At 37.2% G+C, this 24,648-nt stretch carries 22 protein-coding genes; 16 read left to right on the forward strand and 6 right to left on the reverse strand.

What is annotated here, in order from left to right; genetic code table 11:
- Nucleotides 1-283: 283 nt before the first annotated feature.
- From LCM23_RS21585 to LCM23_RS21610, 6 genes are all read left to right on the forward strand, one after another.
- Entirely contained in the window at nucleotides 284-487 is a 204-nt protein-coding gene (locus LCM23_RS21585; protein ID WP_224938731.1) for a PLDc N-terminal domain-containing protein, read from the forward strand.
- Nucleotides 487-1,395, forward strand: a complete 909-nt coding sequence (locus LCM23_RS21590; RefSeq protein WP_224938732.1) for an ABC transporter ATP-binding protein — start codon at nucleotides 487-489, stop codon at nucleotides 1,393-1,395. Before LCM23_RS21585 ends, LCM23_RS21590 begins: the two co-directional genes overlap by 1 nt.
- On the forward strand, nucleotides 1,392-2,171 hold the full coding sequence (locus LCM23_RS21595) for an ABC transporter permease (RefSeq protein ID WP_224938733.1): 780 nt from the start codon (nucleotides 1,392-1,394) through the stop codon (nucleotides 2,169-2,171). The genes LCM23_RS21590 and LCM23_RS21595 overlap by 4 nt, the downstream gene beginning before the upstream one ends.
- A 338-nt stretch (nucleotides 2,172-2,509) precedes the next feature.
- On the forward strand, nucleotides 2,510-3,235 hold the full coding sequence (locus LCM23_RS21600; RefSeq protein ID WP_224938734.1) for a CPBP family intramembrane glutamic endopeptidase: 726 nt from the start codon (nucleotides 2,510-2,512) through the stop codon (nucleotides 3,233-3,235).
- Nucleotides 3,236-3,602: 367 nt separating this feature from the next.
- The gene (locus LCM23_RS21605) at nucleotides 3,603-4,607 is read left to right on the forward strand and encodes a TAXI family TRAP transporter solute-binding subunit (protein ID WP_224938735.1); all 1,005 of its coding nucleotides are present in this window, start codon (nucleotides 3,603-3,605) and stop codon (nucleotides 4,605-4,607) included.
- 72 nt (nucleotides 4,608-4,679) lie between these two features.
- Nucleotides 4,680-6,641: a TRAP transporter permease gene (locus tag LCM23_RS21610; RefSeq protein ID WP_224938736.1), complete on the forward strand. Its 1,962-nt coding sequence runs from the start codon at nucleotides 4,680-4,682 to the stop codon at nucleotides 6,639-6,641.
- Between the two features lie 58 nt (nucleotides 6,642-6,699).
- Here the strand turns inward: LCM23_RS21610 and LCM23_RS21615 are convergent, their stop codons facing one another.
- The 3 genes from LCM23_RS21615 to LCM23_RS21625 form a co-directional block, all read right to left on the reverse strand.
- Entirely contained in the window at nucleotides 6,700-7,689 is a 990-nt protein-coding gene (locus LCM23_RS21615; RefSeq protein WP_224938737.1) for a zinc-dependent alcohol dehydrogenase family protein, read from the reverse strand.
- Between the two features lie 155 nt (nucleotides 7,690-7,844).
- The gene (blaI, locus tag LCM23_RS21620; protein ID WP_224938738.1) at nucleotides 7,845-8,231 is read right to left on the reverse strand and encodes a penicillinase repressor BlaI; all 387 of its coding nucleotides are present in this window, start codon (nucleotides 8,229-8,231) and stop codon (nucleotides 7,845-7,847) included.
- The gene (locus LCM23_RS21625; RefSeq protein ID WP_224938739.1) at nucleotides 8,231-10,024 is read right to left on the reverse strand and encodes a BlaR1 family beta-lactam sensor/signal transducer; all 1,794 of its coding nucleotides are present in this window, start codon (nucleotides 10,022-10,024) and stop codon (nucleotides 8,231-8,233) included. Before LCM23_RS21625 ends, blaI begins: the two co-directional genes overlap by 1 nt.
- 114 nt (nucleotides 10,025-10,138) lie before the next feature.
- Between LCM23_RS21625 and bla the strand changes: the two genes are divergently transcribed.
- A complete protein-coding gene (gene bla, locus LCM23_RS21630) occupies nucleotides 10,139-11,026 on the forward strand; it encodes a class A beta-lactamase (RefSeq protein ID WP_224938740.1) in 888 nt (295 codons plus the stop codon).
- A gap of 165 nt (nucleotides 11,027-11,191) precedes the next feature.
- Here bla and LCM23_RS21635 read toward each other — a convergent pair whose 3' ends face one another.
- The gene (locus LCM23_RS21635; RefSeq protein WP_224938741.1) at nucleotides 11,192-11,929 is read right to left on the reverse strand and encodes an SDR family NAD(P)-dependent oxidoreductase; all 738 of its coding nucleotides are present in this window, start codon (nucleotides 11,927-11,929) and stop codon (nucleotides 11,192-11,194) included.
- Nucleotides 11,930-12,112: 183 nt separating this feature from the next.
- Between LCM23_RS21635 and LCM23_RS21640 the strand changes: the two genes are divergently transcribed.
- The 7 genes from LCM23_RS21640 to LCM23_RS21670 all read left to right on the forward strand — a co-directional run bounded on the left by LCM23_RS21640 (nucleotide 12,113) and on the right by LCM23_RS21670 (nucleotide 21,718).
- On the forward strand, nucleotides 12,113-12,712 hold the full coding sequence (locus LCM23_RS21640) for a TetR/AcrR family transcriptional regulator (RefSeq protein WP_095371086.1): 600 nt from the start codon (nucleotides 12,113-12,115) through the stop codon (nucleotides 12,710-12,712).
- Nucleotides 12,713-12,994: 282 nt separating this feature from the next.
- Nucleotides 12,995-14,182 carry a DUF4317 domain-containing protein gene (locus LCM23_RS21645; RefSeq protein WP_224938742.1) on the forward strand — a complete coding sequence of 396 codons (1,188 nt, stop codon included), beginning with the start codon at nucleotides 12,995-12,997 and terminating at the stop codon, nucleotides 14,180-14,182.
- 808 nt (nucleotides 14,183-14,990) lie between these two features.
- Nucleotides 14,991-17,666, forward strand: coding sequence for a YhgE/Pip domain-containing protein (locus tag LCM23_RS21650; RefSeq protein ID WP_224938743.1), 2,676 nt, complete (start codon nucleotides 14,991-14,993; stop codon nucleotides 17,664-17,666).
- Between the two features lie 662 nt (nucleotides 17,667-18,328).
- A complete protein-coding gene (gene proC / locus LCM23_RS21655) occupies nucleotides 18,329-19,165 on the forward strand; it encodes a pyrroline-5-carboxylate reductase (protein WP_095371082.1) in 837 nt (278 codons plus the stop codon).
- Between the two features lie 90 nt (nucleotides 19,166-19,255).
- On the forward strand, nucleotides 19,256-19,699 hold the full coding sequence (locus tag LCM23_RS21660; protein ID WP_224938744.1) for a DUF2521 family protein: 444 nt from the start codon (nucleotides 19,256-19,258) through the stop codon (nucleotides 19,697-19,699).
- 64 nt (nucleotides 19,700-19,763) lie between these two features.
- Entirely contained in the window at nucleotides 19,764-20,483 is a 720-nt protein-coding gene (gene cwlD / locus LCM23_RS21665; protein WP_224938745.1) for an N-acetylmuramoyl-L-alanine amidase CwlD, read from the forward strand.
- 185 nt (nucleotides 20,484-20,668) lie between these two features.
- Complete coding sequence (locus LCM23_RS21670; protein WP_224938746.1) at nucleotides 20,669-21,718, forward strand: Mrp/NBP35 family ATP-binding protein; 1,050 nt, start codon at nucleotides 20,669-20,671, stop codon at nucleotides 21,716-21,718.
- Between the two features lie 43 nt (nucleotides 21,719-21,761).
- On the opposite strand, the gene gerD is transcribed toward LCM23_RS21670, so the two are convergent.
- Nucleotides 21,762-22,418, reverse strand: a complete 657-nt coding sequence (gene gerD, locus LCM23_RS21675) for a spore germination lipoprotein GerD (RefSeq protein WP_224938747.1) — start codon at nucleotides 22,416-22,418, stop codon at nucleotides 21,762-21,764.
- A 148-nt stretch (nucleotides 22,419-22,566) separates the two neighbouring features.
- Here gerD and LCM23_RS21680 point away from each other — a divergent pair, with 148 nt between their 5' ends.
- Nucleotides 22,567-23,208, forward strand: coding sequence for a KinB-signaling pathway activation protein (locus LCM23_RS21680; RefSeq protein WP_224938748.1), 642 nt, complete (start codon nucleotides 22,567-22,569; stop codon nucleotides 23,206-23,208).
- 19 nt (nucleotides 23,209-23,227) lie between these two features.
- On the opposite strand, the gene pdaB is transcribed toward LCM23_RS21680, so the two are convergent.
- Nucleotides 23,228-23,980, reverse strand: coding sequence for a polysaccharide deacetylase family sporulation protein PdaB (gene pdaB, locus LCM23_RS21685; RefSeq protein ID WP_224938749.1), 753 nt, complete (start codon nucleotides 23,978-23,980; stop codon nucleotides 23,228-23,230).
- A 137-nt stretch (nucleotides 23,981-24,117) separates the two neighbouring features.
- Between pdaB and LCM23_RS21690 the strand changes: the two genes are divergently transcribed.
- Nucleotides 24,118-24,357, forward strand: coding sequence for a hypothetical protein (locus tag LCM23_RS21690; RefSeq protein WP_224938750.1), 240 nt, complete (start codon nucleotides 24,118-24,120; stop codon nucleotides 24,355-24,357).
- Nucleotides 24,358-24,648 lie beyond the last annotated feature (291 nt).

Raw genomic sequence — 24,648 nt, forward strand, 5'->3', positions numbered from 1 at the left:
GGTAGCATATCACTTTGGTTATGGCTTGTGATTGCGTTCATTCTGATTTGCCAGAGCTCATGGATGTTTTGGGATGCGCGAAAAAGAGGACACAATGCTTGGCTATGGGGCTTCTTAGGTCTTATTCAATTTCCAACGTATCTTATTATCTATCTTATTTTTGCAAGAAAAATATTTAAAAGAAAGGTCTCAGGATCAAATTCCTGAGATTTTTTTTTCGTGAGTGAACGAATAGGCAAACGTAATCGTATTAAGGATAAATAAACAGTTTGGAGGAGAAAAAATGAATGAACTGTTAAATGGAATCCCATGGGGAGCGTTTGCGCCAATCATTGTCTTACAATTAATTCTTATGTTTATCGCATTAGTTTCTTGTATTAAAGAAGAAAAAACAAACGGACCAAAATGGTTGTGGGTTCTTGTTATTCTCATTATCGGCATAATAGGGCCAGTGCTTTATTTGGTTGTTGGAAGGAGAAATGATTAATGGAATTATTAAAGGCAAGCGATTTAGTAAAAAGTTTTGGAAATACGAATGCTGCTGTTAAAGGAATCAATTTTCATATTGAAGAAGGCAGGTGCGTTTCATTACTTGGACCAAATGGAGCAGGAAAGACAACGACATTAAAAATGCTATCCGGATTGTTGGCACCGACTTCCGGCAGTATTAATTTTAAAGGGGAAAAACCAAAGGATTTAAGGCCGTATATTGGGTATTTACCTCAATATCCTGCTTTCTATAATTGGATGAGCGGAAAGGAGTTTCTTGTTTTCGCAGGACAATTGGCAAAAATGAATCGTAAGGAAGCAGAAAAACGGAGTGAGGAATTACTTGAAAGAGTGGGTCTAACGAATGCAAAAAAAAGAAAAATAGGAGGTTATTCTGGTGGAATGAAGCAGCGCCTCGGATTGGCGCAGGCACTCATTCATCGTCCGAAATTACTTATTTTAGATGAGCCTGTTTCTGCACTCGACCCACTTGGGAGACGGGAAGTGTTGGACATGATGAGAGAGATTAAAGAGGAAACAACCATTCTTTTCTCAACTCATGTCCTTCACGATGCAGAAGAAATAAGTGATGACATTCTTATCATGCATGCTGGGGAAATTGCGATATCAGGTAGCCTGGGAAGTGTCATGGAGGAGTATCGGCAACCTATTTTACAAATCGAATTCGAATCACCAGCTGTTGATTGGTTAAAGAGCATAGCGAGTTATAGCTTTGTATCTGAAGTAAACATTCAAGGTAATAAAACCAGCATCGTATTAAAAGATATGGTAAATGGAAAGCAGACATTATTAAAAGATATTGTGGATAGAAAACTTCCGATTCGTAAGTTCGAGATTTCTCAAACAACATTAGAAGATTTATTTGTCAAGGTGGTGAAGGCATGACGCAATGGACTGTTCTTTATCAAAAAGAAATAACGGAAATGGTGCGGAATTATAAAATTTTATGGATTCCAATTGTGTTTATTTTGCTAGGTGTTATGCAGCCGGTTAGTTCGTATTATATGCCGGAAATTTTGGACACTTTTGGCGGTCTTCCAGAAGGTACAATCCTTGAAATGCCTACTCCAACTGGGGCTGAAGTATTAATGAATGTTCTATCTAATTATGGGATGCTTGGTGTACTTATTCTTGTTTTGAGTGCAATGGGTGTTGTTTCCGAAGAAAGACAAAGTGGAGTAGCAGCTATGGTCATGATTAAACCAGTTTCTTATTCCTTATATATATTATCTAAATGGGCTGGGTTACTTACAATTACACTCGTTTCATTGTTTATCGGATATGTAGCTTCTTGGTATTATACGAGCTTACTCATTGAAACAGTCGCTTTTGAGCGCATTTTTCAAAGTGTAGTGATCTACAGCATATGGTTAGTTTTTGTTGTTACATTGACGCTCTTTTTTAGTACGATAATGAAAGGAAATGGTAGTGTTGCTTTTGTTACAATATTTGTGATCTTTGCCATTTCAACAGTTACATCCCTTCTAGGAAAGTATATGAAATGGAGTCCGGCTACGATGACTGAGCACACAGGACAGGTCTTGCTGTCAGGAAAACTAGATTCTAGTTTCTTACTAGCTTTTATTATAACTATTGCTATTATTATCGTCGTACTCATCGCAACCGTACAACTCTTTAAGCGGAAAGACTTATTGGAATAAAAAATCCTTTTTCATACATTTTTGTAGCCATATAACACTTCGCAAAATGGTAATATACTTCTTATATAAATGTTAACCCTCTTTGTTCTTAAGGAGCAAGGAGTTTTTTATGCCTAAATATGAATTTAAAGTGTTCTAGGATCAAGGATAAATAATTATATTGTTCAATCTTGCAAGAATATGTTTGAGAAACAAGCTCTTCATAAAACGAAGATGAATTCGTTTTTTAAATCATCCAATCTAAGTACAATCCATTTACCTCATATTAATTTCCCCCTTGTATCTCACGTAACGTGAGTTGTTAAAATTAATTCACAATCTATCAAGGAGGATAAATTATGGAAATTGGATTTTGGCTTATTTTAATTACCTTATTGCTTTATGATCCGATTATGGGATACTTAGACTTTCAGAAATTCAAAAAGGATGTACGGATAAAAGAGAATGTAAGATTAAAGTACTACTACAAAATAATATATGGATCATGGCTACCCATCATTTTCATGCTTGGCTTGGTTTTACTGACAGAACTGTCTTTAGGGCAAATAGGCTTCACATCACTGAAACTTAATACTTCTGTTTTAGGTACTGTTTTCAGTTACATCATTTTAATCTTAGGAGTATTTTATCTTTGTTTAGTTTTGTACTATATATTTGGTTATTATTTAAGTTCTAAGATTAGGCGTGAACTATCCCTAAAAAAAGCGGGGGAAATGGAGAATTATGAGTTTACTCCGATATTGCCAGTAAATGATAAAGAGAAAAAAGTGTGGAATTTTGTCTCATTGAGTGCGGCGATAACGGAGGAAGTTCTTTATAGAGGTTTCTTGATTTTTGCACTATCCTATTTATCTCCTAATTTATCAATATGGGGAGTCATTATTGCTGCATCTTTTATATTTGGATTAGCACATACCTATCAAGGAGTGTGGGTAGGAGTTGTAAGAACTTCTATTATAGGTTTTTTATTTTCATGTCTCTATATTATTTTAGGATCAATTATTCCGCTAATTGTTTTACACTTCTTAATTGATTACCTTGCCAAATTAGGTGATCAAAGTTAAGCATTGACGAATAATAAAGTGAATTACATTTTAATAAGATGAACTTTTTATATCAAAAATGATGAGGCTGCGAATGTTCATCAGGCAGAAGTCTACTATATGAAGTTACTATTAAGTTCAGCTATAGAAAATTTCTAATGTGTCATAGGGTCCTTCTTTAACTTATCTTCTAGTTCATCACCTTTAAAGAGTCATTCATCATTTCTCATCATTTGTGAATTTTAGGTAATAAACAAGTATAAATTAACATACATTAATTATTATTGTAATATTTCTAAATACTTTGACAAATTGTGTGATATTTGCTTAAATAATAGGGGAGTCGATAGAGAGACTAAATAACTAGAAAGAGAAGGGGGCTTCTTTTGTGAAAAAAAATATGAAATGGTTATGGATCGCTTTGCTTTCTGCTTTAGTCATTTTCTTAGGTGCCTGTGGGAATTCAGGCGATTCTAATGATAGTGCTTCAGGTGAAGAAACAGAAGCATTAACAGATTTGCAAATGGGAACAGGTAGTACAGGTGGGACATATTATCCACTTGGCCAAGAAATGGCACAGGTGATGAATAACCACGTGGAAGCAGATGGATTTAATGTCAGTGCTGTTGCTTCAGGTGCATCTGTTGAAAATATTGGCGGCATTTTTCAAGGTACAATGCAGCTAGGTATGACGGTTCACATCCCAGCATTAGAAGCGGCTGAGGGTACAGGTGAATTTGAAGGAGCAAAAGTAGATAACTTTGGATTTATGGGACATATTTATCCTGAGGTTATGCAAATTATCACGACTGAAGATACAGGAATTACTTCCATTGAGGAGTTAAAAGGGAAAAAAGTAGCTATCGGACCAGCGGGAAGTGGAACACAAGCTGCAGCTAAAATCATTTTAGAGGCTTATGGTTTACAAGATGGTGACTATGAAGCATATGAAGAAGGATTTGGGGATGCAGCGGCTAAAATTCAAGATGGTCAATTAGATGCATCATTTGGCTTACTTGGTTTACCTGCTAGTAGCATAGATGAATTATCATTTCAGCGTGATGTTGTTCTCTTACCAGTGGAAGGAAAACCACTAGAAACGATTCTAGAGACGTCTGGATATGGAGAAATTGAGATTCCTGCTGATTCTTACGACTTTCTTGAAGAGCCAGTCACAGCTATTACTGCTTATGCGATTTTAGTAGGGTCTACTGACCAGATCTCAGAAGAACTTGGTTATGAAATTGTTAAGGGACTATATGAAAATGTAGGTGACATTACGCATCCGCAAGGGACGTTTTTGGACCCTGAAAATATCATGAATGGTTCAGAAGGTTTACCCATTCATCCAGGTGCAGAGAAATACTTTAAAGAAAAAGGCTATATGGATTAAAAGAACATGTGTAAAGGGGACTGGACATCATGCTGTCCAGCCTTTTTATTCTTTCGAAGGCGGTGAATGATTATGTCTCAAGTAACAGTTAATGATTCTGAAGACATATTAAAAAAATATGATAAAGAATCAAACTTTCGAACGAACTTACATAAGTGGGCGTGGATTGTTACGATTCTGGCAATCTCCTTAACTTTATTCCAACTGTATACAGCGCTAAAGGGCCCTTATGTCACTTTAATTCAAGGGGCGGTTCATTTAGCAGGTGGGCTCTCCATTATTTTTATCTTATATCCTTTCAAAAGTTCAATGGTCAAAAAGAAAGGAGTCCCTTGGTATGATGGAGTACTGGCTTTATTAAGTTTAACTGTTAATTTTTATATCGTGTTTGAATATGAACGTTTAATTAGTAATCAAGTCAAAATTTTAGGATATTCTACGCTTGATATTATTGTTGCCACTTTAGGTGTTGTATTAGTATTAGAAGCAACTCGCCGAGCGGTAGGTTTACCGATTGTTATTATTGCCATTGTCGCCTTACTGTATGGCCTATTGGGATATGTGTTTCCTATCCAAGCATTTCAACATTCGGGTTTTACCTTTGATCGATTGATGACAAGTATGTTTTTTAATACAGAGGCTATATTTGGCACACCGCTAAGAATTTCCTCTACGTTCATTTTTCTGTTCTTATTTTTTGGTGTGATGTTGACTAAAACGGGCATTGGGAAATTCTTTAATGACTTAGCTTTTAGTGCAACTGGTAGGATGACAGGAGGAACAGCCAAGGCAGCTGTAGCAGCAAGTGGATTACAAGGAATGGTGACGGGTTCTTCTGTTGCAAATACAGTGAGTTCGGGGTCTTTTACCATTCCGATGATGAAGCGGGCAGGGTTTAAGCCGGAATTTGCCGCTGCGACTGAGGCATCAGCGTCGACGGGTGGGCAAATTATGCCGCCAGTTATGGGAGCAGCAGCTTTTATTATGGCGAGTAATACGGGAACAGCTTATAAAGAAATTATCATTATTGCATTAATTCCTGCTATTTTATATTTTTTAGGCGTATTTTTAGGGGCTCACTTTGAAGCAAAAAAACAAGGTATTCATGGGTTGCCTAAAGACCAATTGCCACCATTTAAAGGGATTGCTAAAAGATTAGATCTCCTAGCTCCTTTATTCGTAATCATTGGTTTACTATATTTAGGTTATACTGCGAACACTGCTGCTCTATGGGGAATTGCGACAGCTTTTATTGTCAGCTTATTTAGGAAAGATACAAGAATGAGTCCTAAAGCGATTTTGGATGTTTTAGAACAAGGTGCACGCGTGGCTCTGCCAGTTATTGCGGCATGTGCTACTGCAGGTATCATTGCGGGGATTGTTACGATGACAGGGCTCGGAGGAAAGATTACGGGAGGTATAATTGAACTTTCTGGAGGGAGCTTCTTCCTTACATTATTTTTCACGATGATTGCTTGCTTATTGCTAGGTATGGGTTTACCAACAACCGCTAACTATGTGGTTACAGCAGCATTAGCAGCACCAGCTCTTATGTCATTTGATGTACCATTGATTGCAGCTCATTTCTTTGTTTTTTATTTTGGTATCGTTGCTGATATTACGCCACCTGTATGTTTAGCTGCATACGCGGGTGCGGGAATAGCAAAAGCCAATCCGATGAAAGCGGGTGTGGTCGCCTTCAAGCTATCGATAGCGGCATTCATTATTCCATACGTCTTCGTGTCTAATCCGGTATTATTGTTACAGGGTGATTGGACGTGGGGTAGTTTATTACCAGTATTGATAACAGCTATTTTGGGAATGGTTGCCATCAGTGCATCCTTAATGAATTTCTTTGTCGCGAAGATGAATATGATAGAAAGAATCATACTATTCGCTTCTGGCATTGCGATGGCTTATCCAAACAATTTATTGGTATCTATTAGTGGCTTTGTCGTATTGATTATATTGGGACTTATTCAACATATGAGAAATAATAAAAATACAAGTAGTCCTTCAAGTGCATTGTCATAATGAAAAGAGTCGAATGAACGTTGTTGTTCATCCGACTCTTTTTTAGGTTCAATACTTATCAGTTGGTTAGAAAAACCTTTCCTTTCCGATATCGATAAGACTCTACAAAATTGACTGCTTCTTTTACTTTGATCAAGTCGAATTGAGCATCTGCATTCTGGAGTTTTAACTTTTTATTAGTGATTAAGGTTATCAGTTGATTAAATGTTTCTTGCCAAGTACTTATCGAAACTCTATTATTCCAATGTCGTAAATGAAATATTTTGGCGTTTACTTTTGCCTTATTTATGATTTGTGCCCAGTCTACTTGAATTCCTGATAATAGTCCTATAGTTAAAAAGGTTCCAGTCGGGTGAACGCTAAATGCTAAATTAGTGCCTGAGGGACCTCCTATAGAATCAATGGCTGCTTTGGCTCCGAGTCCATTGGTTAATTCCATCACTGTTTCATGCAATGGATTGACAGAGGTGTTAATAACATAAGAAGCACCGAGTCTTAGTAAATCTTTTGTGTATTTCTCATTTCTTGTTACAGCTATTAACCGGAAGCCTATTACTTTAGATAATTGAGCAAAAATATGCCCAATAGAAGAACCACATGCGTTTACCAATAAGACATCATTTGGCCTTAATTTTAATTCTTCCACACATATCACCCAGGCTGTTATTGGGTTTATATACATCTGAGCAGCTGTAAAGTCATCAATAGAATCCGGTATCGGCACGGTAAAGTCTGCTGTTGTTTTCACAAACTCTTGCCAAGTACCTTCACCTCGTAAAGGTAAGACACGCTTACCAATAAGGTCTTGAGATACTAATGGACCAATCTCCTCTACAATACCTACGCCCTCATAACCAGGAATATTAGGTAACGGAATACGGTGAGAATATGCACCTTTAATGGGAATTAAATCAGAAGGGTTCATTGGTCTTGCTATCATACGTACAAGCACTTCATTATCCTTAGGAGTGTGGACACTTTTATATTCAAATTTTAATACGTCTTCGGGATTACCAAATTCATAGAATTTAATAGACTTTGCTTCCAAAACAGTAAGTCTCCTTTTAAATTATTTCCATCATCTTAACTGTTTAATGCGGCTAATAATCATTCAGACACTATTATTATCATGGCGTATTAGAAAATAAAAGACACCAGAAACGCCAAAATTGTAGGACGGGTTTCTAGTGTCTTCATCCTTCCCTATTCCTTCCCTTCAGGCTTCTCATTCAATATCGAACGCAGTTCCTTGATGTCTTTGTCTGATAGTTTTTCATCTTGGATAAAGTGGACGAGCATGGATTTGAGTGTGCCGCCGTAGATGCGTTGGATGAATGATTGTGTTTCTGCCTTTTGGCACTCTTCTTGGGAGTAGAGTGGGGAAAAGGTGTACACTTTTTGGCTCTTGTCGACAGCTACGACGGACTTTTGGACGAGACGGTCAAGCAGTGTTCTGATGGTCTTTGGTTTCCAATCAGTGTGCTTTTGTAATGATTGGATGATATCGTTAGCTGTTCGCGGTGAGTGATCCCAAAGGACATTCATGATGGCCCATTCGGATTCTGAGATATTCGGTAATGTTTCCCCCATTATTGTGCCTCCTTGCTTTCGTAAATCCCTAATTCTTTCAAGATATCTTTCGTGATTTGTATTGCCTTTTGCCCATCTGGTTCTCCTTCGTCTTGAATATTTGTGGCAAAGAAGTAGGTAGTTTGCTTTGTATCGACGTAACCTATAAACCAACCGTTTTTGTTTAGACCATTAATGGTTCCTGTGCCTGTTTTTCCATATAAGCGGTAACCTGTGTGGCTTTCAATTAATAGTGCATCTTGTACCTTGGCTGTATGCTCCTTTTTAAACCCTAATTGATGATGATAAAAAGATTGCAAGAGCTCGACTTGTTCAACTGGTGAAATCTTCAAGGACGATTCATTCCAAAAGTCCTTTGCGCCTCCCGAAGTATCGGCATTGCCATAATGTATACGTTGAAGATTTGTTTGTAACGCTTCCTCACCAGCCATCGTATCTAAGCGTTGGAAATACCAATTAACTGAGTTTTGTAGAGCAGAAGTTAAGTTGTGATCTTGATTCCAAGCCGCAAAAGGTTGGTTTCTGCCATCCCATGAAAGGGTGGAAGCTTCCTCCGTAATGTACCCTGCATCTAATGCAAATAAAGCACTATAGATTTTATAAGTAGAATCAGGTGAGATCCGCTTCATACTATTCTCGTGGTTATGAAGGACGTATTGATTTTTCGCTTCATCATAAAGGACGAAACTTCCTTCAAATCCTTGAAAGAAGGGTGAGAGATTTCGCTCGATGATGCTCTCGTTTTGAAAGTCATATGTCTCTTCTGCTCCGATTTCGAGTGCAGATACGAAAGGTAGCTGAGCAATTAAGATAAAGAGAGTTAAAGCATAGAAGCATACTGTTTTTTTAATTGAGTATGCTTTTTTTGTACGAAAAGCAGCAATACGCTCGATTCGTTCTTTCATTTGTCGTTTGCCACTCGTGAATTCTGCGATTAGTGGCAGCTTCCTTTGTATTGTAGATGCGAAATTAATCATTGTATGCCCATAACCAACGACAGCTTTGTCATGATAGAGTAACTGTAAAACTGCCTCATCACAAGCCATTTCTCTATCGGCTTTCATTCTTTTTGAGGCAATCCAGATGAGCGGGTTGAACCAGTATATGACCTGGAAGAAAATCATCACATAGTTTGTAAGTAAATCTTTATTTTTATAATGACTTAACTCATGTAAAAAGATATTTTCATAGTCCGTCATGGTTAACCAGCTTTGCTCTTTTTTGGGGATGACAACGACACTATGAAAAAGGCCAAAAATGAGTGGTGAGTGAGTCTCGGTTGAATAGCGGACATCGATAGTCCTTTTAATCCCTATTCTTTTTTTGCATGATAGAAAAAGAGCTTCAATATTTGGGTCTTCAACTGGTAGTGTTTGAGCCTTTAACCTTTTAAGTGCGAAAAAGCTAATCAAAAGTAAAGATAGTAACACAAACACGCCGAGTAGCCATAGAATCATGAGTGGTACATTTAAGAAAGAAAAATCAATCCTTTGAACCGAAACAGAGAAATCTTTAATAAATTCGTTTGTCATTACACCTTGGTTTTCTTCACTTGCTAAAGTTGTCCCTTCCTTTTGTAATTCCGGTATTTGCGGTTGTGCGGAAAACAAAGAAGGTAATGGCATAGGGCATAAAGGAATGAGCAGTGTTAGGAAAAGCAATATCCACAAGTGGTTAAGTGATTGTGCTTTCATTTGGTTTTTCATCCAATTACGTATAAGTAGGATGGTAAGGATTGAAAAAGTGGAAATGATCAACCCGTTGAGAAAGAAGCTTATAAAGATCTCGCCCACCTCCTTTTTTATAAAAAAAGTTTGACAATTACGATTACATATGTAATATTGTACTACAGATGTAATCAGACTACAAATGTAATCTGATATTAAATTTTAGGGAGTGGTTTATAGATGAAAAAAATGATTGTTGGTTTATTTGTAGCTATGTTATTACTCGTCGGTTGTTCTAAAGAAAATGAAGTGAATGGTGGGGAAGTGAAGGCAGAGGATGTGTCGTCTGGCAAGTTTGCTCAGTTAGAAGAAAAGTATGGTGCTAAATTAGGAGTATACGCTATTGATACGGGTAATGAAGAAACGGTTGCCTATCAAGAAGACGAACGGTTTGCGTATGCCTCGACATTTAAGGCGTTAGCGGGTGCCGTTTTATTAAAGGAAAACCCGATATCAATCTTAGATGAAAAAAGAATGTACACAAAAGAAGACCTTGTTACCTATTCACCGATTACAGAAAAATATGTCGATGAAGGAATGACATTAAGGGAGATTGCGAAAGCAGCTATGCAGTATAGCGATAATACAGCGGGAAATTTATTGTTTGCAGAATTAGGTGGACCAACTCAGCTTCAAGAAGCACTAAGAGCAATCGGTGATGATGTGACAGAGATGGACCGGTTGGAGACAGAATTAAATGAAGCCACTCCTGGGGATACGAGAGATACTAGTACCCCTAAAGCATTGGCGACAAATTTAAGAATGCTTGGATTAACGGATGAATTATCGGAAGAAAAAAGAGAAATTTTTCAGGAGTGGTTCAAAGGAAATACAACTGGTGATACCTTAATTAAATCAGGAGTACCGACAGATTGGATTGTTGGTGATAAAAGTGGTGCCGCATCATATGGCACAAGGAATGATATCGCGATTGTATGGCCACCTAATGATGAACCAATTGTGATTGCCATATTGTCGAATAAGCAGGAAAAAGAAGCCGAATATGATGATCAATTGATTGGAGAAGCAACCGAGATTGTGCTTGAAACATTGACTCAAGCGAATTGAGATAAAAAAATGTTATTGGGAATAAACAAGCCTAGGTAAAATTGATTGTTCATAGCTGTTTTAAAGTAGATGACTGCTTAAAATATGGCTATTTCTGTCACGGCATCATCTTAAAAGAACCCATTCTGACCATAAGTCAAAATGGGTTCCTTACTTTATTTATAATTATTGTGCTGTGTATCCACCATCAATGATTAAGCTGTTACCAGTCATGAAAGAAGAATCATCGCTAGCCATAAATAATACTGCTTTTGCCATTTCTTCTGGTTTACCTAAACGATTCATTGGTGTAGCAGCAGTTAAACCTTGTCTATCTGTTTCTCCAAGAATTGGTGTATCGATAAACCCTGGGCAAAGTGCATTTACACGGATATTTCGTGCTGCATACTCTAAGCCAAGCGAACGAGTTAAGTTCACGACACCTGCTTTGGCAGCGTTATATGCCGCACTTCCAGGTGAGCCAACCCAACCATACATAGAAGCTGTATTGACAATCACACCGCTTCCTGTTTTTAAGAATTCTTTAATAGCAGCTTGTGCAACTAAGAATACCCCATCTAAGTCCACTTCTACTGTTTTTCTCCACTCTGCATAGCTTAACTCTTCAGTTGGTTTTACCGCGCCAATTCCCGCATTATTAAATAAAATATCTACTTTACCGAAAGTATCTAATGCTGTAGTAAAGATATTTTTAACTTCTACTTCACTTGTTACATCAGCTTTAAGGAAAACCGCTTCTGCACCTTGTGATTTTAATTCAGCTACAAAACTAGCACCTTTTTCTTCGTTCATATCAACAAGGACTAATTTTGCCCCTTCTGAAGCAAATAATTTTGCAGTTGCAGCACCGATACCAGATACTCCCCCAGTAATAACAGCTACTTTATCTTGTAGTTTGCTCATGTTTCTTCCCCCTATTATAATGAATGTGTCAATACACTTAATTGAAAGTGTTTACAAATAAATTATAATACGATGATGAATAGGTTCAATCAGCAATAAAATTGTAATTGTGTATTCATTAGACATATTAGGTATAATTGTCTATAAACCAGCAAAATTTTGTTGCATAAGGAGAAGGAGCGAATGCAAAACAATTGGTCTACCCCAAGAAGAGATCGGACGAAGATGCACCTTCAACAGGCTCTGATTGCCTTAACGAAAGAAAAGGGCTTCCATTCTGTTTCTGTCAAAGATATCGTGCAGTATGCAAAGTATAATCGAAGTACGTTCTATGTTCACTATAAAGATAAATTTGAATTAGCCGATGACCTCTTGTCCACCAATCTAGCGGCGTTAGAGGAATCTTTTGAGAGGCCGTTTAAACTTAAGAGAGAGGTTAGTACAAACCTATTGGATAATAGGTATTTTCATATTATCTCATCCATTTATAACAATCGAGAATTTTATGATTTAATCAACTACGTCGACACCATTCCCGAACTGCATACGAGGTTTCCACAAACAATACTTACGATATATCAGGAGAAGTTTGAATTTAAAACAATTAATGATCTCCCGGTTAATATGGATTACTTTAAGCGCTACACAGCATATGGATTTTACGGTTTATTAGCCAATTGGATTAATACAGGCTTTCAGATATCAAAAGAAGAATTGATTAAAGAAATTATCATACTATCTCAGGCGCATATGGCGTCGGTCAAATATATAGATAAACATTAAAAGTGGCAAGAAAAGTAGGTTCTTCTATTACAAGCTTGTTCGGCTATTTTCCTCATGGACCACTTTTTAATTCTTCATCATGTTCAATGCTTCACAATCGGTTTATAGTTCTAGTATAACCACTTGTGCATATTTTCACAAACTAATTTTAATTGATATTCGTTTGGAAACAATCTATGGAGTTAAGTCATCCATTAGCCCATTTAATTATGTTAAAATGAAAAGATAAAATTCAGTTGATTGATCCATGGTTTGCATAATGAATTAAGGGAGAATCCATTTTTGAATAAAAAAGATATAGCTGACTTTAAAAAACAATTTAAGATGAATAATGATTTATTAAAGATTAAAGATATTTTTAATGTTTATATAATGAAAGAATCTAGTGAAGTTTATCACCATCAAAGCACGCCATTTGAAATGCTTGAACAAGAACAGCAGGACCTTTTCTTAACCAACTTTAAAAAAGTACTGACAGGCCAGTTGGATCAGAAGTTGTTTGAATTGAAATTCCAGCGAAATATAGAGAATAGTAGCCAACTGATACTTCATCAAGCGATACTTACAAATGATACGGATGAATGGAAAGAGCATATGTTGGATCTTGTGGAAAAGATGTTGAAGGATAAACAGTACGAAATGGATATTGTCGTTACGTTTATACATGGTGAATATTTAAAGCCTACGAAGCGGAGCAACGAAGAGACCGAAGAAAGCAGCCGAGATGCGGTTTATGCCAATCCTTTTATCTTATGCAGTATTAACAAGACGATAGATCCCAAAAAGGAGCTACTGTTTGACTATGTGGAGAAAGAATTCAAGTATCACTTTGTCGTAGATCCTGTTATCAATTTGAAAGTACCAGTTGGCGGATTTCTATTTCCTAGCTTTACTGATCATGCTGCAGATGTGAATCATGTACTCTATTCAGCAGGAAAAGCCTATGAGCTGGATTATCATTTCATTGAAGAAGTATTAAATGCTGAAGAAGCTATGACAGCACAAGACGATAAGATAGTGTTTGAGGAAATTGTAAAGGATGTTGCAGGCAACCAGATTAATACGTCGATACTTGCCAATGTATTCGATGAAATCCAACGAGTGGTGGAAGAGAATGAAGAGCCTGATGCCCCGAAACTGGACTATCGCGATGTGGAGAAGGTTCTAACGACTAGCGGTGTGCAGGATGTCGATCGCCAAAAGGTAGAATCAGCTTTCAAAAAGGTAATTGACGATGAAAATTATGAGCTGAAAGCAACCAGTATTGTGCCGAAGTATACGTCTAAGTCAATTAAAATTAAAACAAAAGTAGCAGATATTTCTGTTTGCCCGCAGGATTTGCGCTATGTCCGTCAAATGCATGTGGATGGCAAGCTTTGTCTAATGATTGAAGTGGAAGAAAACACAGTGATAGAAGGTTTTGAAATGATTCCAGAAGCAATATTTAATAAAGTAAAAGATGAAGAATAAAGAAAGATTTATCCCATTAAGTATTTAATAAAGAATGGGATATAAAAATTAACCGCCTTAGCCCAAATATAAGGCGGTTAAGCGCGATTTACCGGTAAATTGCCACGAGATATGACCTATCCACCCGCCTCATTTTAAATAGATTCCCCAAAATGCCTGTATTACATTGGCATACTTTTCGAATAAGCGTTTAGATAGATATAGTCCATTCAGTTCCACTTTTACTTTATTCCTTGAATATATTTTTTAAAATATGAGCCGAAGGATTCCGTGGCTTAACAGAGTCCAAAGCAAGTGATAATTATAGGGCAAGGGTATGACTTGTGTATATTTTTCTGCTGTAGCATGCAACATTGGATAATATAATAGGGTTAATTCCATTATTCTTTTAAAATGAGTATAAAAACCATATAAAATAATCCAAACTAATAGAAGGTAAAGAACCCTAATCATTCGAATACATCGGATATCATTATCCCAACCACTGATTGATGTGACATTTACAAAAAGAAACCCACTCTCTATTTTTAAATCCAATTTCAATCGTATCATTAATTTGTTAGGAGTGGTTTCTTAAATGTCATATGCTTATCATCTGGCGTTGGTAAAAAGTCTTTATATGCTTTTCTTCCTTTAATAATATTTACAATGTACCGATTATTGCCCCTTTTTAAAGCGACGTTTTCTCGATAAGCAACCATTAATTTTTAATTTTAAATTTCCAGTGACTTTTAAATGGAAACTTCCAAAAGGATGTTGTATTCTTATAGGTATTGAATTGGGGTTTTCTGTTATTAGAAGGCCCATCATGAATAAGGAAGGTGGAAGATTGAAGCAGATTTTCAGCATTGTCAGGCAGGATTTTAGGAATTTACGCAGGGTACCGTTAGTTGCGTTACTACTAATCGGATTAGCCTTTTTGCCGTCATTGTATGCATGGTTTAATATTGCTGCATCGTGGGATCCATATAGCGAGACGAGTCAAATTAAGGTAGCAATTGTCAATGAAGATAGTGGCACAGAGCTTGAAGGGAAAGAAATGAATATAGGCCAAGAGCTCGTTGATCAATTAAAAGATAATGATCAAATGGGTTGGACCTTTGTGAATAGGCAGGTAGCTGAAGAAGGCGTAAGAGATGGTGATTATTATGCTGCGGTCTATATTGACGAGGATTTTTCGAAACAATTAACAAGTGTGGTGGATGGTGAACCAGAGGCACCGGAAGTCAGGTATGAGGTAAATGAAAAATTAAATGCGATTGCACCAAAGATGACATCTGCAGGCGCTTCCGCATTAGTTGAACAGATCAGTGAGAATTTCTTAGCTGAAGCATCAAAAGCCCTATTCACGGAATTTAACAATATCGGTATTAAGTTAGAGGAAGAACTACCGACCATTCTTAAAGTGGAGAATAATATATTTGCATTAGAAGAACGATTTCCGGAGTTGAATGAACTAGGTGAAAAGATTGTCACGTTAAATGAAGACTGGCCAGAAATGAAGGAAACGATCACAAAAGTAATTGCCTTGGAAGAGAAATTTCCTGAATTAAATCAAGGGGCACAGCAAATACTCACATTAGAAGAAAAGCTTCCGCTCATCAATCAATTAGGTGATCAAGTATTGACATTAGAAGAGCGGTTACCAGAAATTGAAGAGGCAGCAGAGCGATTATCAGAAGCAAGTCAGCAGTTTGGAGAAGTATCAGATCAGTTAAATCGAGCGTTGAAAGGTGTGCAAACAGCACAAGAGGTGATTGATCGTGTGCAGGAAGCTTTACCGAAGGCCAATCAAATGGCAGCTGGTGCTGAAGAATATGTTAAAAGTCTAAATAGCTTTTTATCAGCAAATGAAGGGGCAATTGAGCCCATATTAGATGTTATTACTCAAAATGCAGTTATCATTGAAAATACGGCCAATTCCATTGACCAAGTACTTAAACAACTCGAAAATGACCAAATGAACAATTCGGTCAATCAATCGATTAAAGATTTACAGCAACAATTGCAGACAAATATTACATCAGTTAATCATGCGATTGATATGTTTACGGCGTTAAATCAAAACGGTCAATTTACAACTGTGATTGATTCATTAACACAATTATCACAGCAGTTAACAGCACTTAATGATTCCCTAGCACAAGCGGGCTCAGGTGAGTTATCAAAAGAGCAAATCCAAGTACTTAGGAAACAGGCTCAAGATACCGCCGCTCAAGCGGGTAGACTTGTTGGTTTTATGAACAATGGTGGAAAGCAAGAGATCTTAAATGGCATGCAACAATTGAATGAGACAGCACAAAAAGCTGCGGGCGATTTAGAGAAAATTCAACAAGACATGCCGAATATAGAAGAAGTGCTAACAAATGCAGAAGGAATTGCTGAGACAGGTGAAGCACAGCTCAATCAAATCATTGCTGACTTACCGGCAATCGAGGAGAAAATAGGTGAAATCGTTGCAAAAATTGAGACGGATTTACCCAAAGCAGTTGATGCCGTTCATAAGGCAAGCGACTTTATACGAAATGACCTCCCAGGTGTGGAAGAAAAAGTTCATCAAGCAAGTAATTTTGTCCGTAATGACCTCCCTAAAATTGAGTCAGAATTCTCGCGAATAGCGGGCTTAGTGAATGAAAACCTTCCTGAGGTGGAAAAAGGACTTTCTGAAGTTACCGCGTTCATTCAAGGGAATCTTCCTGCGCTTGAGGATTCGGTCCATAAAGCAGCCGATGATATTCGAGATTTTAAGGCAAATAATGATTTGGGAGAAATCATTGCGTTATTAAAAAATGATATTCAAAAAGAAAGTGAATTCTTTAAAGAGCCGGTAAAGCTTGTTGAGGATCAATTATATCCAATCCCGAATTACGGTTCAGCGAATACACCCTTTTATACCGTGTTATGTTTATGGGTAGGTGCACTGTTATTAGCGAACTTATTAAAAACAGATGTCCACCCAAAAGATATGAAAGAGGAGTATTCTATTCGTCATGTTTACCTTGGCAGGCTTGTACTCTTTTTAATCGTTGGCTTTCTACAAGGGTTAATTGTTAGTGTTGGTGATCTTCTGATTCTTGGAACTTACGCAGCAAACCCGGTTTGGTTTGTGATATTTACTGTCATTATTGCGATGATGTTTATGACAATGGTCTATACGATTGTCTCAATCTTTGGCAATATTGGTAAGGCGTTAGCGATTATACTCATGGTATTGCAATTATCAGGTGCAGGCGGTACTTTCCCGATTCAAGTTGCACCAGCATTTTTCCAAGCGATTAATCCATTCTTACCATTTACACATGCGATTAATATTCTGAGAGAAGCGGTTGGAGGCATTGTCCCTCATGTCGTCTGGATGAGTTTTCTATACTTATTTCTCTTTTTCGTAGCCTCTTTAATCTTAGGGCTTGTACTAAAAAAACCATTAACGCCTTGGTTAAAGAAGACAGCGGAGAAATCTCGTTCTAGTCGATTAGTTGATTAATATAGAGCTTTTTGTCACTTATCGTGGCGAAAAGCTTTTTTTTGGTGATGTATCATCAAATTTTTTCGATAATTTAATCTACGGTACAGTGTTTGTTGGTGGCGATAATTTAAAGGGAGTGGGGGGCAGATCTTTTTGTGATGTTGGTAATTTTAGGAAATTCACTCTGTTTGAAAATGTGAAGGGGTACATGGTTACAAGCAAAGGGATAAGTAGCGCAAAACAGATTTGGACGTTCCTTAGTGGAAGCGTAAATGTTTAGCAGTTCTTTTCGGATGATGTGGCTTATACCTATCATCGTTATAAAATCTGAGTAGTTCTCCTCATCCGTTTTACTTCGTCTTTTCCATTGTTTGTGGCTTTGTGACGCCAAAAATAAAAGAATAATTTAACATGAAGCTACTATTGAAGTATGTGCAGATGGTTGTCCTTACTTTACAACAGAGATGAAAACACGATATTCAAGATTGAGCCTGCATACAGACCGTTGAGCGAGGTTAGAGGACATCAGGATTTGAATGGTAACGCTTTCTTTCACTATCTCGCTCATATGCTTATGACTTAATCGTTAACCCTTGATTCTAAATAGTGACATGTTAAGATAGATAACGTTGAAAAAAGTACGGAAACGAAGACACAACTTTTAAGGAGTGTTTGTGTAAATGTTAGAGAATAAGACAGTGGCTTTTTTTGGTGCAGGTTCAATGGCGGAGTCAATGATTTCAGGAATGATTCATGCGGAGAAGGTACCAGCACAGCAAATTTATGTTACGAATAAATTCAATGGGGATCGGTTGACAGAAATAAAGGAAAGATACGGTGTTCATACGATGCTACAAAAGGATTTACCGTATGAAGAGGTTGATTATTTTATTATGGCAATGAAACCTTATGGCGCAGAAGAAGCCCTTGCCTTTTTAAAAGATAAAATCAGACCCGATCAAGTGGTTGTTTCTGTATTAGCAGGTATTTCTACTTCATATATGGAAGAGAAGCTAAATGATGAGCAGCAAGTCATTCGGGTGATGCCAAATACATCTAGTATGATTCAAGAATCGGCTACAGCGATGTCTCTCGGTTCTTATACACAGAAGCGACATGAGAGAGATGTGAAAGATTTACTTGCTTGCATGGGAGAAGTATTTATCATTGAAGAAGAGCAGATGGATGTTTTCACAGGTCTTGCAGGGAGTGGCCCTGCCTACTTCTACTATCTAATGGAAGAGATGGAGAAGGTGGGTGTAGAACAAGGATTAGAGGCCAAAAAAGCACGGAAAATTATTGCTCAAACGATATATGGAGCAGCAAAAATGGTTCTGGAAAAAGGCGAAGCACCGATTGTTTTACGTGAGAGAGTGACCTCACCTAATGGTACAACTCATTCGGGTGTCGAAGCATTAAAAGCTCATCACGGCGGAGAAGCGATTTCCGAAGCTGTTCAACATGCTGCTGCACGTTCTAAGGAAATTAGAGAAGAGTTAGAAAAAGTAGCACATTAATATAGTGGAAAAATTGGCAGCGGAAATCACCGCTGCTTTTTGTATGCCTCTATACAGGAAGTTAAAGAATAGAGATAGAGGTGAAAACAAGTGACACTTATTACAACATTTGAAGATAAGCGGCGAGAGAAGCAGTTAAAATATGAAAAATCAGTGCTAAAGGAGATCTCAGTAAAGGATCTGAAAGAACAAGTCAAGCACTTATTCGGATCATCTCGTTTGTTAACAGGTTTAATGAACCATGCGGGAATAGAGGAAGCTTGCTATGATATGGCGATCGAAGCGTATCTTTTAGGCGCACATTATAGTCATTTTGGTACTAGTGGTGAGACGGCTACTACTGTACAACATAGATGTAAAGGGGATCTTACGCATTTTACGAATACTCTGTATCATTTTTTCTTATATTGGGCGCAAAATGAAGAAGGGGCTTATAGTGAATCCCTAATCTACAGTTGTGAACAGTATATCTATAGTTGGTGGATGGAAGGGTTTGAAAATGGTCGAAAAAGGCATAAATTAAGACTGCATTAAATCGTTCTAATCATTCTCCTTGTCCCATATATATATTTTGAGGACGAGCGGGGAGTGGTAATCGGTGAAGAAGAAATTAAAAGTAATTGGTTTTATAACTGGACTGGCTATTTTATTCTTTATTTTGCAATATGACTTTTCTGAAGATGATTCCTGGAACGCTTGGAATCTTCCTTTATCCGGAAAGGTTATCCTTCTTGACCCTGGTCATGGCGGTCCGGATGGTGGAGCAGATAATGGAAATGTCTTGGAGAAAGATATTGCCCTAGAAGTTTCTTTGAAGCTACGTGATTACCTTCAAGAACAAGGAGCCGTGGTGATGATGACACGAGAAGGTGATAGGGACTTAGCCGCAGAAGATACTAAAGGCTATAGCAGGCGAAAAGTAGAGGATTTGAAAAAGCGCTTAAATATGATTAACCATAGTGATGCTGATTTTTACGTAAGTGTACATTTGAATTCGATCCCTTCTCCTAAATGGAGAGGAGCACAAACCTTTTTTGCTTCTCATATAGATGGAAATGCACGAGCGGCTAAATTTATCCAAGATGAACTCATCGCTAACTTAGAAAATACGACAAGACGGGCGAAGGAATTAGAAAATGTCTATATTCTTGATCATTCAAAAAAACCAGGTGTCCTTGTAGAAGTAGGCTTCCTATCTAATCAGAACGAGCGGACCTTACTACAAAGTGACGATTATCAAAATAAAATAGCAGCCTCCATTTACAATGGTATAATGCGCCATTACTCTAATGAGAAAGAGATTGTGATTGAAGATTAAACGCGGACAAAGATTTGTTCGTGTTTTTATTTTCTGAAAACCCCTTCGTGTAAAATATAAACATTTATACAAATAGATCTTTAAGATATTTTAGGCATTGTATAAAGACTGATATTCTAATATGTGTTAGAATGACAATTAGAGTTATTCTAATGAAGAAACGATTTTAAAGGGGTGTAGGATAGATGATTACTGAACAAAAAGTAAGAGAAGCCATTGAGGGCTTACAAGAACCTTTTTTACATAAAACACTCGGGGAACTTCAAGCGATTGAAGAGATTAAAGTAAAAGAGGAGAAGGCTCACGTCAGTGTGAAAATATTGATCGCCAAGACTGCAACAGCTGAACAATTACAATTGCAAACGGAGATTGTGAATCGAATTAAAGCAGCGGGTGCAGAATCCGTGGGTATCCGTTTTAATGAACTACCGGCTGAAACACTAGAAAAACATAGACAAGCAATGCCTGAAGAAGATAAGGGTCTACTATCAGCGAATAGTAAAACGAAATTTATTGCTATTGCTAGTGGCAAAGGCGGCGTTGGGAAATCAACAGTATCTGTCAATATGGCTGTCGCTCTTGCTAGGCAAGGAAAGAAAGTCGGTCTAGTAGATGCAGATATTTATGGGTTCAGTGTCCCTGATATGATGGGTATTATGAAGCGTCCTGTAGTAAGAGGTGAGCGCATAATTCCTGTTGAACGTTTTGGTGTTAAGGTTATTTCTATGGGCTTCTTTGTAGAAGATAATGCACCAATTATTTGGAGAGGTCCAATGCTTGGTAAAATGCTTAATAGCTTCTTTAATGAAGTAGAGTGGGGAGATCTTGATTATCTTCTATTAGATTTACCACCAGGAACAGGTGATGTGGCGCTAGATGTTCATACAATGCTTCCATCATGTAAGGAAATCATCGTAACTACGCCTCACCCTACGGCAGCTTTTGTTGCCGCTCGTGCTGGTGCGATGGCTATTCGTACTGAACATGAAATCTTAGGTGTAATTGAAAACATGGCTTTCTTTGAAAGTAAAGTTACAGGTGAAAAAGAGTATGTCTTCGGTCATGGTGGCGGAGAAAAACTGGCAGAAGAACTAAGAACAGAGGTAATTGGTCAATTACCACTGCAACAGCCTGATTGGAGCGAAGAAGATTTCGCACCATCTATTTACGACGCAGATCATCGTTTAGGAAAAATCTATACAGAAATTGCACAACAAGTAATTGAAAAAGCATAATAAGAAAGCATTTGGATGTTAAGTCCAAATGCTTTTTATATTTTTATTCTTCTCCAGAACCTTCTTGGCCGCCACTATCTTGGCCGCCTTCTCCTTCACCGCCTTGTTCACCACCACCACCTTCGCTACTACTGCCGCCACCTTCTTTACCTGATTTACCTGATTGTGATTCTTCGGCCGCTTTCATAAGAACGTCCTGTAATTTTGCCTTAAAGAGCGGGCTTTCAAAGGTTTCAGTAATGACTGTTTGCAAATGAGCTCTAAATTCTTGGCTTTTCATCACTTCTGTTAATTTTTTCTCCATTTCAGGATCCTTTAGAATGTCCATCATCATTTTTTGATAATCTGGATCCTTCATTAAGTCCTTGAGTAACTCCTCATTCTCTGATTTCATGCTTTTAGCCATTGTTTCAGCAAACGCTGGGTCTTCAAATGACTTTTTCCAAAACTCTGTGCCTTTTTCAGATGTCAGAGTACTCTCGATTGTCTCTGTCACCATATTTTGGTCCATCACTAGTTGCTGTTTTATTTTTTCATCAGCCATTAAGTCTTGTAATGCTTGTTTTCCGTCATCCGTTTTTAGTATATCTACAATCATTTTCTTTGTTTGATCATAGTCCATGTGCTCACTACCTGATTGCGAACATGCTGTTAAGGTTAGAATGAGGAGCAATGGAATAATAAAAAGGCTATTTTTCATGTTAAACTGCCTCCTAAAATAAATATCCCGTACTAATAGAATGAAGAAAATCGGTCAATATTATGCGTAAATTGCGGATTGCCTAGATTTTTCAAGTAAAGATTTGGTACAATCATTAAGTGATAATAACGTTATGGGGGAAAAGGAATTGACTAGCCGTGCTTGGATCAAATTTTTTATAACCACATTACTTGTCGGTGGCTTTGCAACAGGGGTTATTGGTTTTGTCGTGCGTTGGGATGAATTTTCTCATTTATTTACCAATTTTGATGGGTTGGAAATACTATCTGTTCTTTTTTGGTTATTCGGTGTCGGTTTAATTTTTAGTATTATTAGCCAAATGGGATTTTTCGCATATTTAACAGTGCATCGTTTTGGGTTGGGTATTTTTAAGTCTCATCAATTATGGAATGCTGTGCAAATTGTGTTGGTTTTATTTGTGCTATTTGATTTAGTGTACTTCCGTTATAAAGCTTTTGCGGATGCAGGAGATAGTATTCTTCCTTATTTAGGTCTTGCAGGTTTTGTTTTAATAGCCGGTGTAATTATTGCGGCCTTGAAAGTAATCACTACGAATAAACATGCTTTTGTGCCAGCGTTGTTCTTTATGGTGGTCGTGACAACGATTGAATGGGTGCCGGTATTAAGAGTAAACGAAGAAAGCTGGTTATGGTTAATGGTTCTACCTTTAATCATTTGTAATGCTTATCAATTACTCGTGTTACCAAAATATAATGCAGAATCTGCCCGTCAAAGAGAAAGATTGGAAGCAAAAAAGTCGTCTGTTTAACCAGGCGACTTTTTGCTGTTTAATTAATTTCTTCTGCCGTTGCATTGGCATTGGCCATCATTTCTGAAATGGTTACTAGCTCAAGCTGTTCCTTTTTGAACCCGTTTAAAATAGAGGGCAATGCTTTGGATGTTTGTTTCACTGAATCAGATGCATGCATCAATACGATTTCTCCATTTTCAGCTTCGAGTACTTTTTGAATAATTTTATCTGTACCTGGATTTGTCCAGTCTTTAGAATCTAAACTCCAATGCACAACTGTATAGCCTAATTGTTTTGCTGCTGCTAAGGTCTTTTTATCAAAGTGACCAGTTGGAGGCCTCACATATTTAATATCCTTAATATTTAACTTAGCAAACGCGGTTTGTGCTCTAGCTAAATCTTGTCTGATTTTATCTTCTTCTAGCTCTGTATAGTCTTCGTAATTATAACCAAGTATACCGATTTCATATCCAGATTTAGCAATTCGTTCGACAATATCAGGGTGGCTCTCAGCCCATGAGCCTGATAAGAAAAATGTAGCAGAAGTGACTTTTTCTTTCTTTAATAAGTCTAAAATAGGCTCCGCCTTTTCATCTCCCCAACCAATATTAAAAGTGAGAGCTACTCCTTTCTCCCCTTTATATAATGCCTTTGGTGCGTCTTTTGTAGAAAAAACAGGTAAATGAATCGTTGTTTCCATAAACATAAACATTGCTGTGAAAAATGCTGCTACCAAAATTAAAGTCAATTGTTTTAATCTCTTTGCATGAAATACATAAAAGAATTTCATTCTTATTCACCTCGTCCCAATACATCCTTGTCCTATATCTATGCAAAAAAATTAAAAACATGATGAATTTATCATTATAAAAAGAGTGGGGATGGGTAATATAGTGATAGCTTGTCAAAGAGAGGGTGGAACAATCGTTGATCGGGTTATTACTAAATGGAAAAGAGCAACAAGAAATTGAATACTTATTAAAGAGAGAGATGGACGAAATATTGTTCGATTTAGAAGATGAGCGAATTGCAGATGTTGTTAAAGTTGCAATGAAAGAGAAGTATGAGATTCTTTTAAGCTTATTCAAAAGGGTTGTTCCAGCAGATGAATATGTTCATTATAAGTTAAATGAAAAAAAGAATAAAAAAATGAAAAAAAGTCATTGACGTTTTAAAAGATATGGTGTTATTATATTAAAGCAGTCGTTAGTGACATCAACTATTAAAAAGTTTTTAATAAAAAAACAAAAAAAGTTGTTGACAAAAACGAGCTTAAATGTTAAATTAATAAAGTCGCTTCTGAAGCGAACGAGATTGTTCTTTGAAAACTGAACGAACGTAAAACGTCAAGCGTAATTCTAAAAAAAGCTGATTTATCAGCAACAAAGCACCATAGGTGCAAATGAGCTAATCAAACACTTTATTGGAGAGTTTGATCCTGGCTCAGGACGAACGCTG

The organism is Cytobacillus kochii (assembly GCF_020171845.1).
GTDB classification, from domain to species: Bacteria; Bacillota; Bacilli; order Bacillales; family Cytobacillaceae; genus Cytobacillus; species Cytobacillus kochii.

What these genes read in the sequence shown, in the direction of transcription:
- LCM23_RS21585 (WP_224938731.1), top strand. Translation starts at nt 284, where the DNA reads ATGAATGAACTGTTAAATGGAATCCCATGGGGAGCGTTTGCGCCAATC.
- LCM23_RS21590 (WP_224938732.1), top strand. Translation starts at nt 487, where the DNA reads ATGGAATTATTAAAGGCAAGCGATTTAGTAAAAAGTTTTGGAAATACG.
- LCM23_RS21595 (WP_224938733.1), top strand. Translation starts at nt 1,392, where the DNA reads ATGACGCAATGGACTGTTCTTTATCAAAAAGAAATAACGGAAATGGTG.
- LCM23_RS21600 (WP_224938734.1), top strand. Translation starts at nt 2,510, where the DNA reads ATGGAAATTGGATTTTGGCTTATTTTAATTACCTTATTGCTTTATGAT.
- LCM23_RS21610 (WP_224938736.1), top strand. Translation starts at nt 4,680, where the DNA reads ATGTCTCAAGTAACAGTTAATGATTCTGAAGACATATTAAAAAAATAT.
- blaI (WP_224938738.1), bottom strand. Translation starts at nt 8,231, where the DNA reads ATGGGGGAAACATTACCGAATATCTCAGAATCCGAATGGGCCATCATG.
- bla (WP_224938740.1), top strand. Translation starts at nt 10,139, where the DNA reads ATGAAAAAAATGATTGTTGGTTTATTTGTAGCTATGTTATTACTCGTC.
- LCM23_RS21635 (WP_224938741.1), bottom strand. Translation starts at nt 11,929, where the DNA reads ATGAGCAAACTACAAGATAAAGTAGCTGTTATTACTGGGGGAGTATCT.
- LCM23_RS21640 (WP_095371086.1), top strand. Translation starts at nt 12,113, where the DNA reads ATGCAAAACAATTGGTCTACCCCAAGAAGAGATCGGACGAAGATGCAC.
- LCM23_RS21650 (WP_224938743.1), top strand. Translation starts at nt 14,991, where the DNA reads ATGAATAAGGAAGGTGGAAGATTGAAGCAGATTTTCAGCATTGTCAGG.
- proC (WP_095371082.1), top strand. Translation starts at nt 18,329, where the DNA reads ATGTTAGAGAATAAGACAGTGGCTTTTTTTGGTGCAGGTTCAATGGCG.
- LCM23_RS21670 (WP_224938746.1), top strand. Translation starts at nt 20,669, where the DNA reads ATGATTACTGAACAAAAAGTAAGAGAAGCCATTGAGGGCTTACAAGAA.
- gerD (WP_224938747.1), bottom strand. Translation starts at nt 22,418, where the DNA reads ATGAAAAATAGCCTTTTTATTATTCCATTGCTCCTCATTCTAACCTTA.
- pdaB (WP_224938749.1), bottom strand. Translation starts at nt 23,980, where the DNA reads ATGAAATTCTTTTATGTATTTCATGCAAAGAGATTAAAACAATTGACT.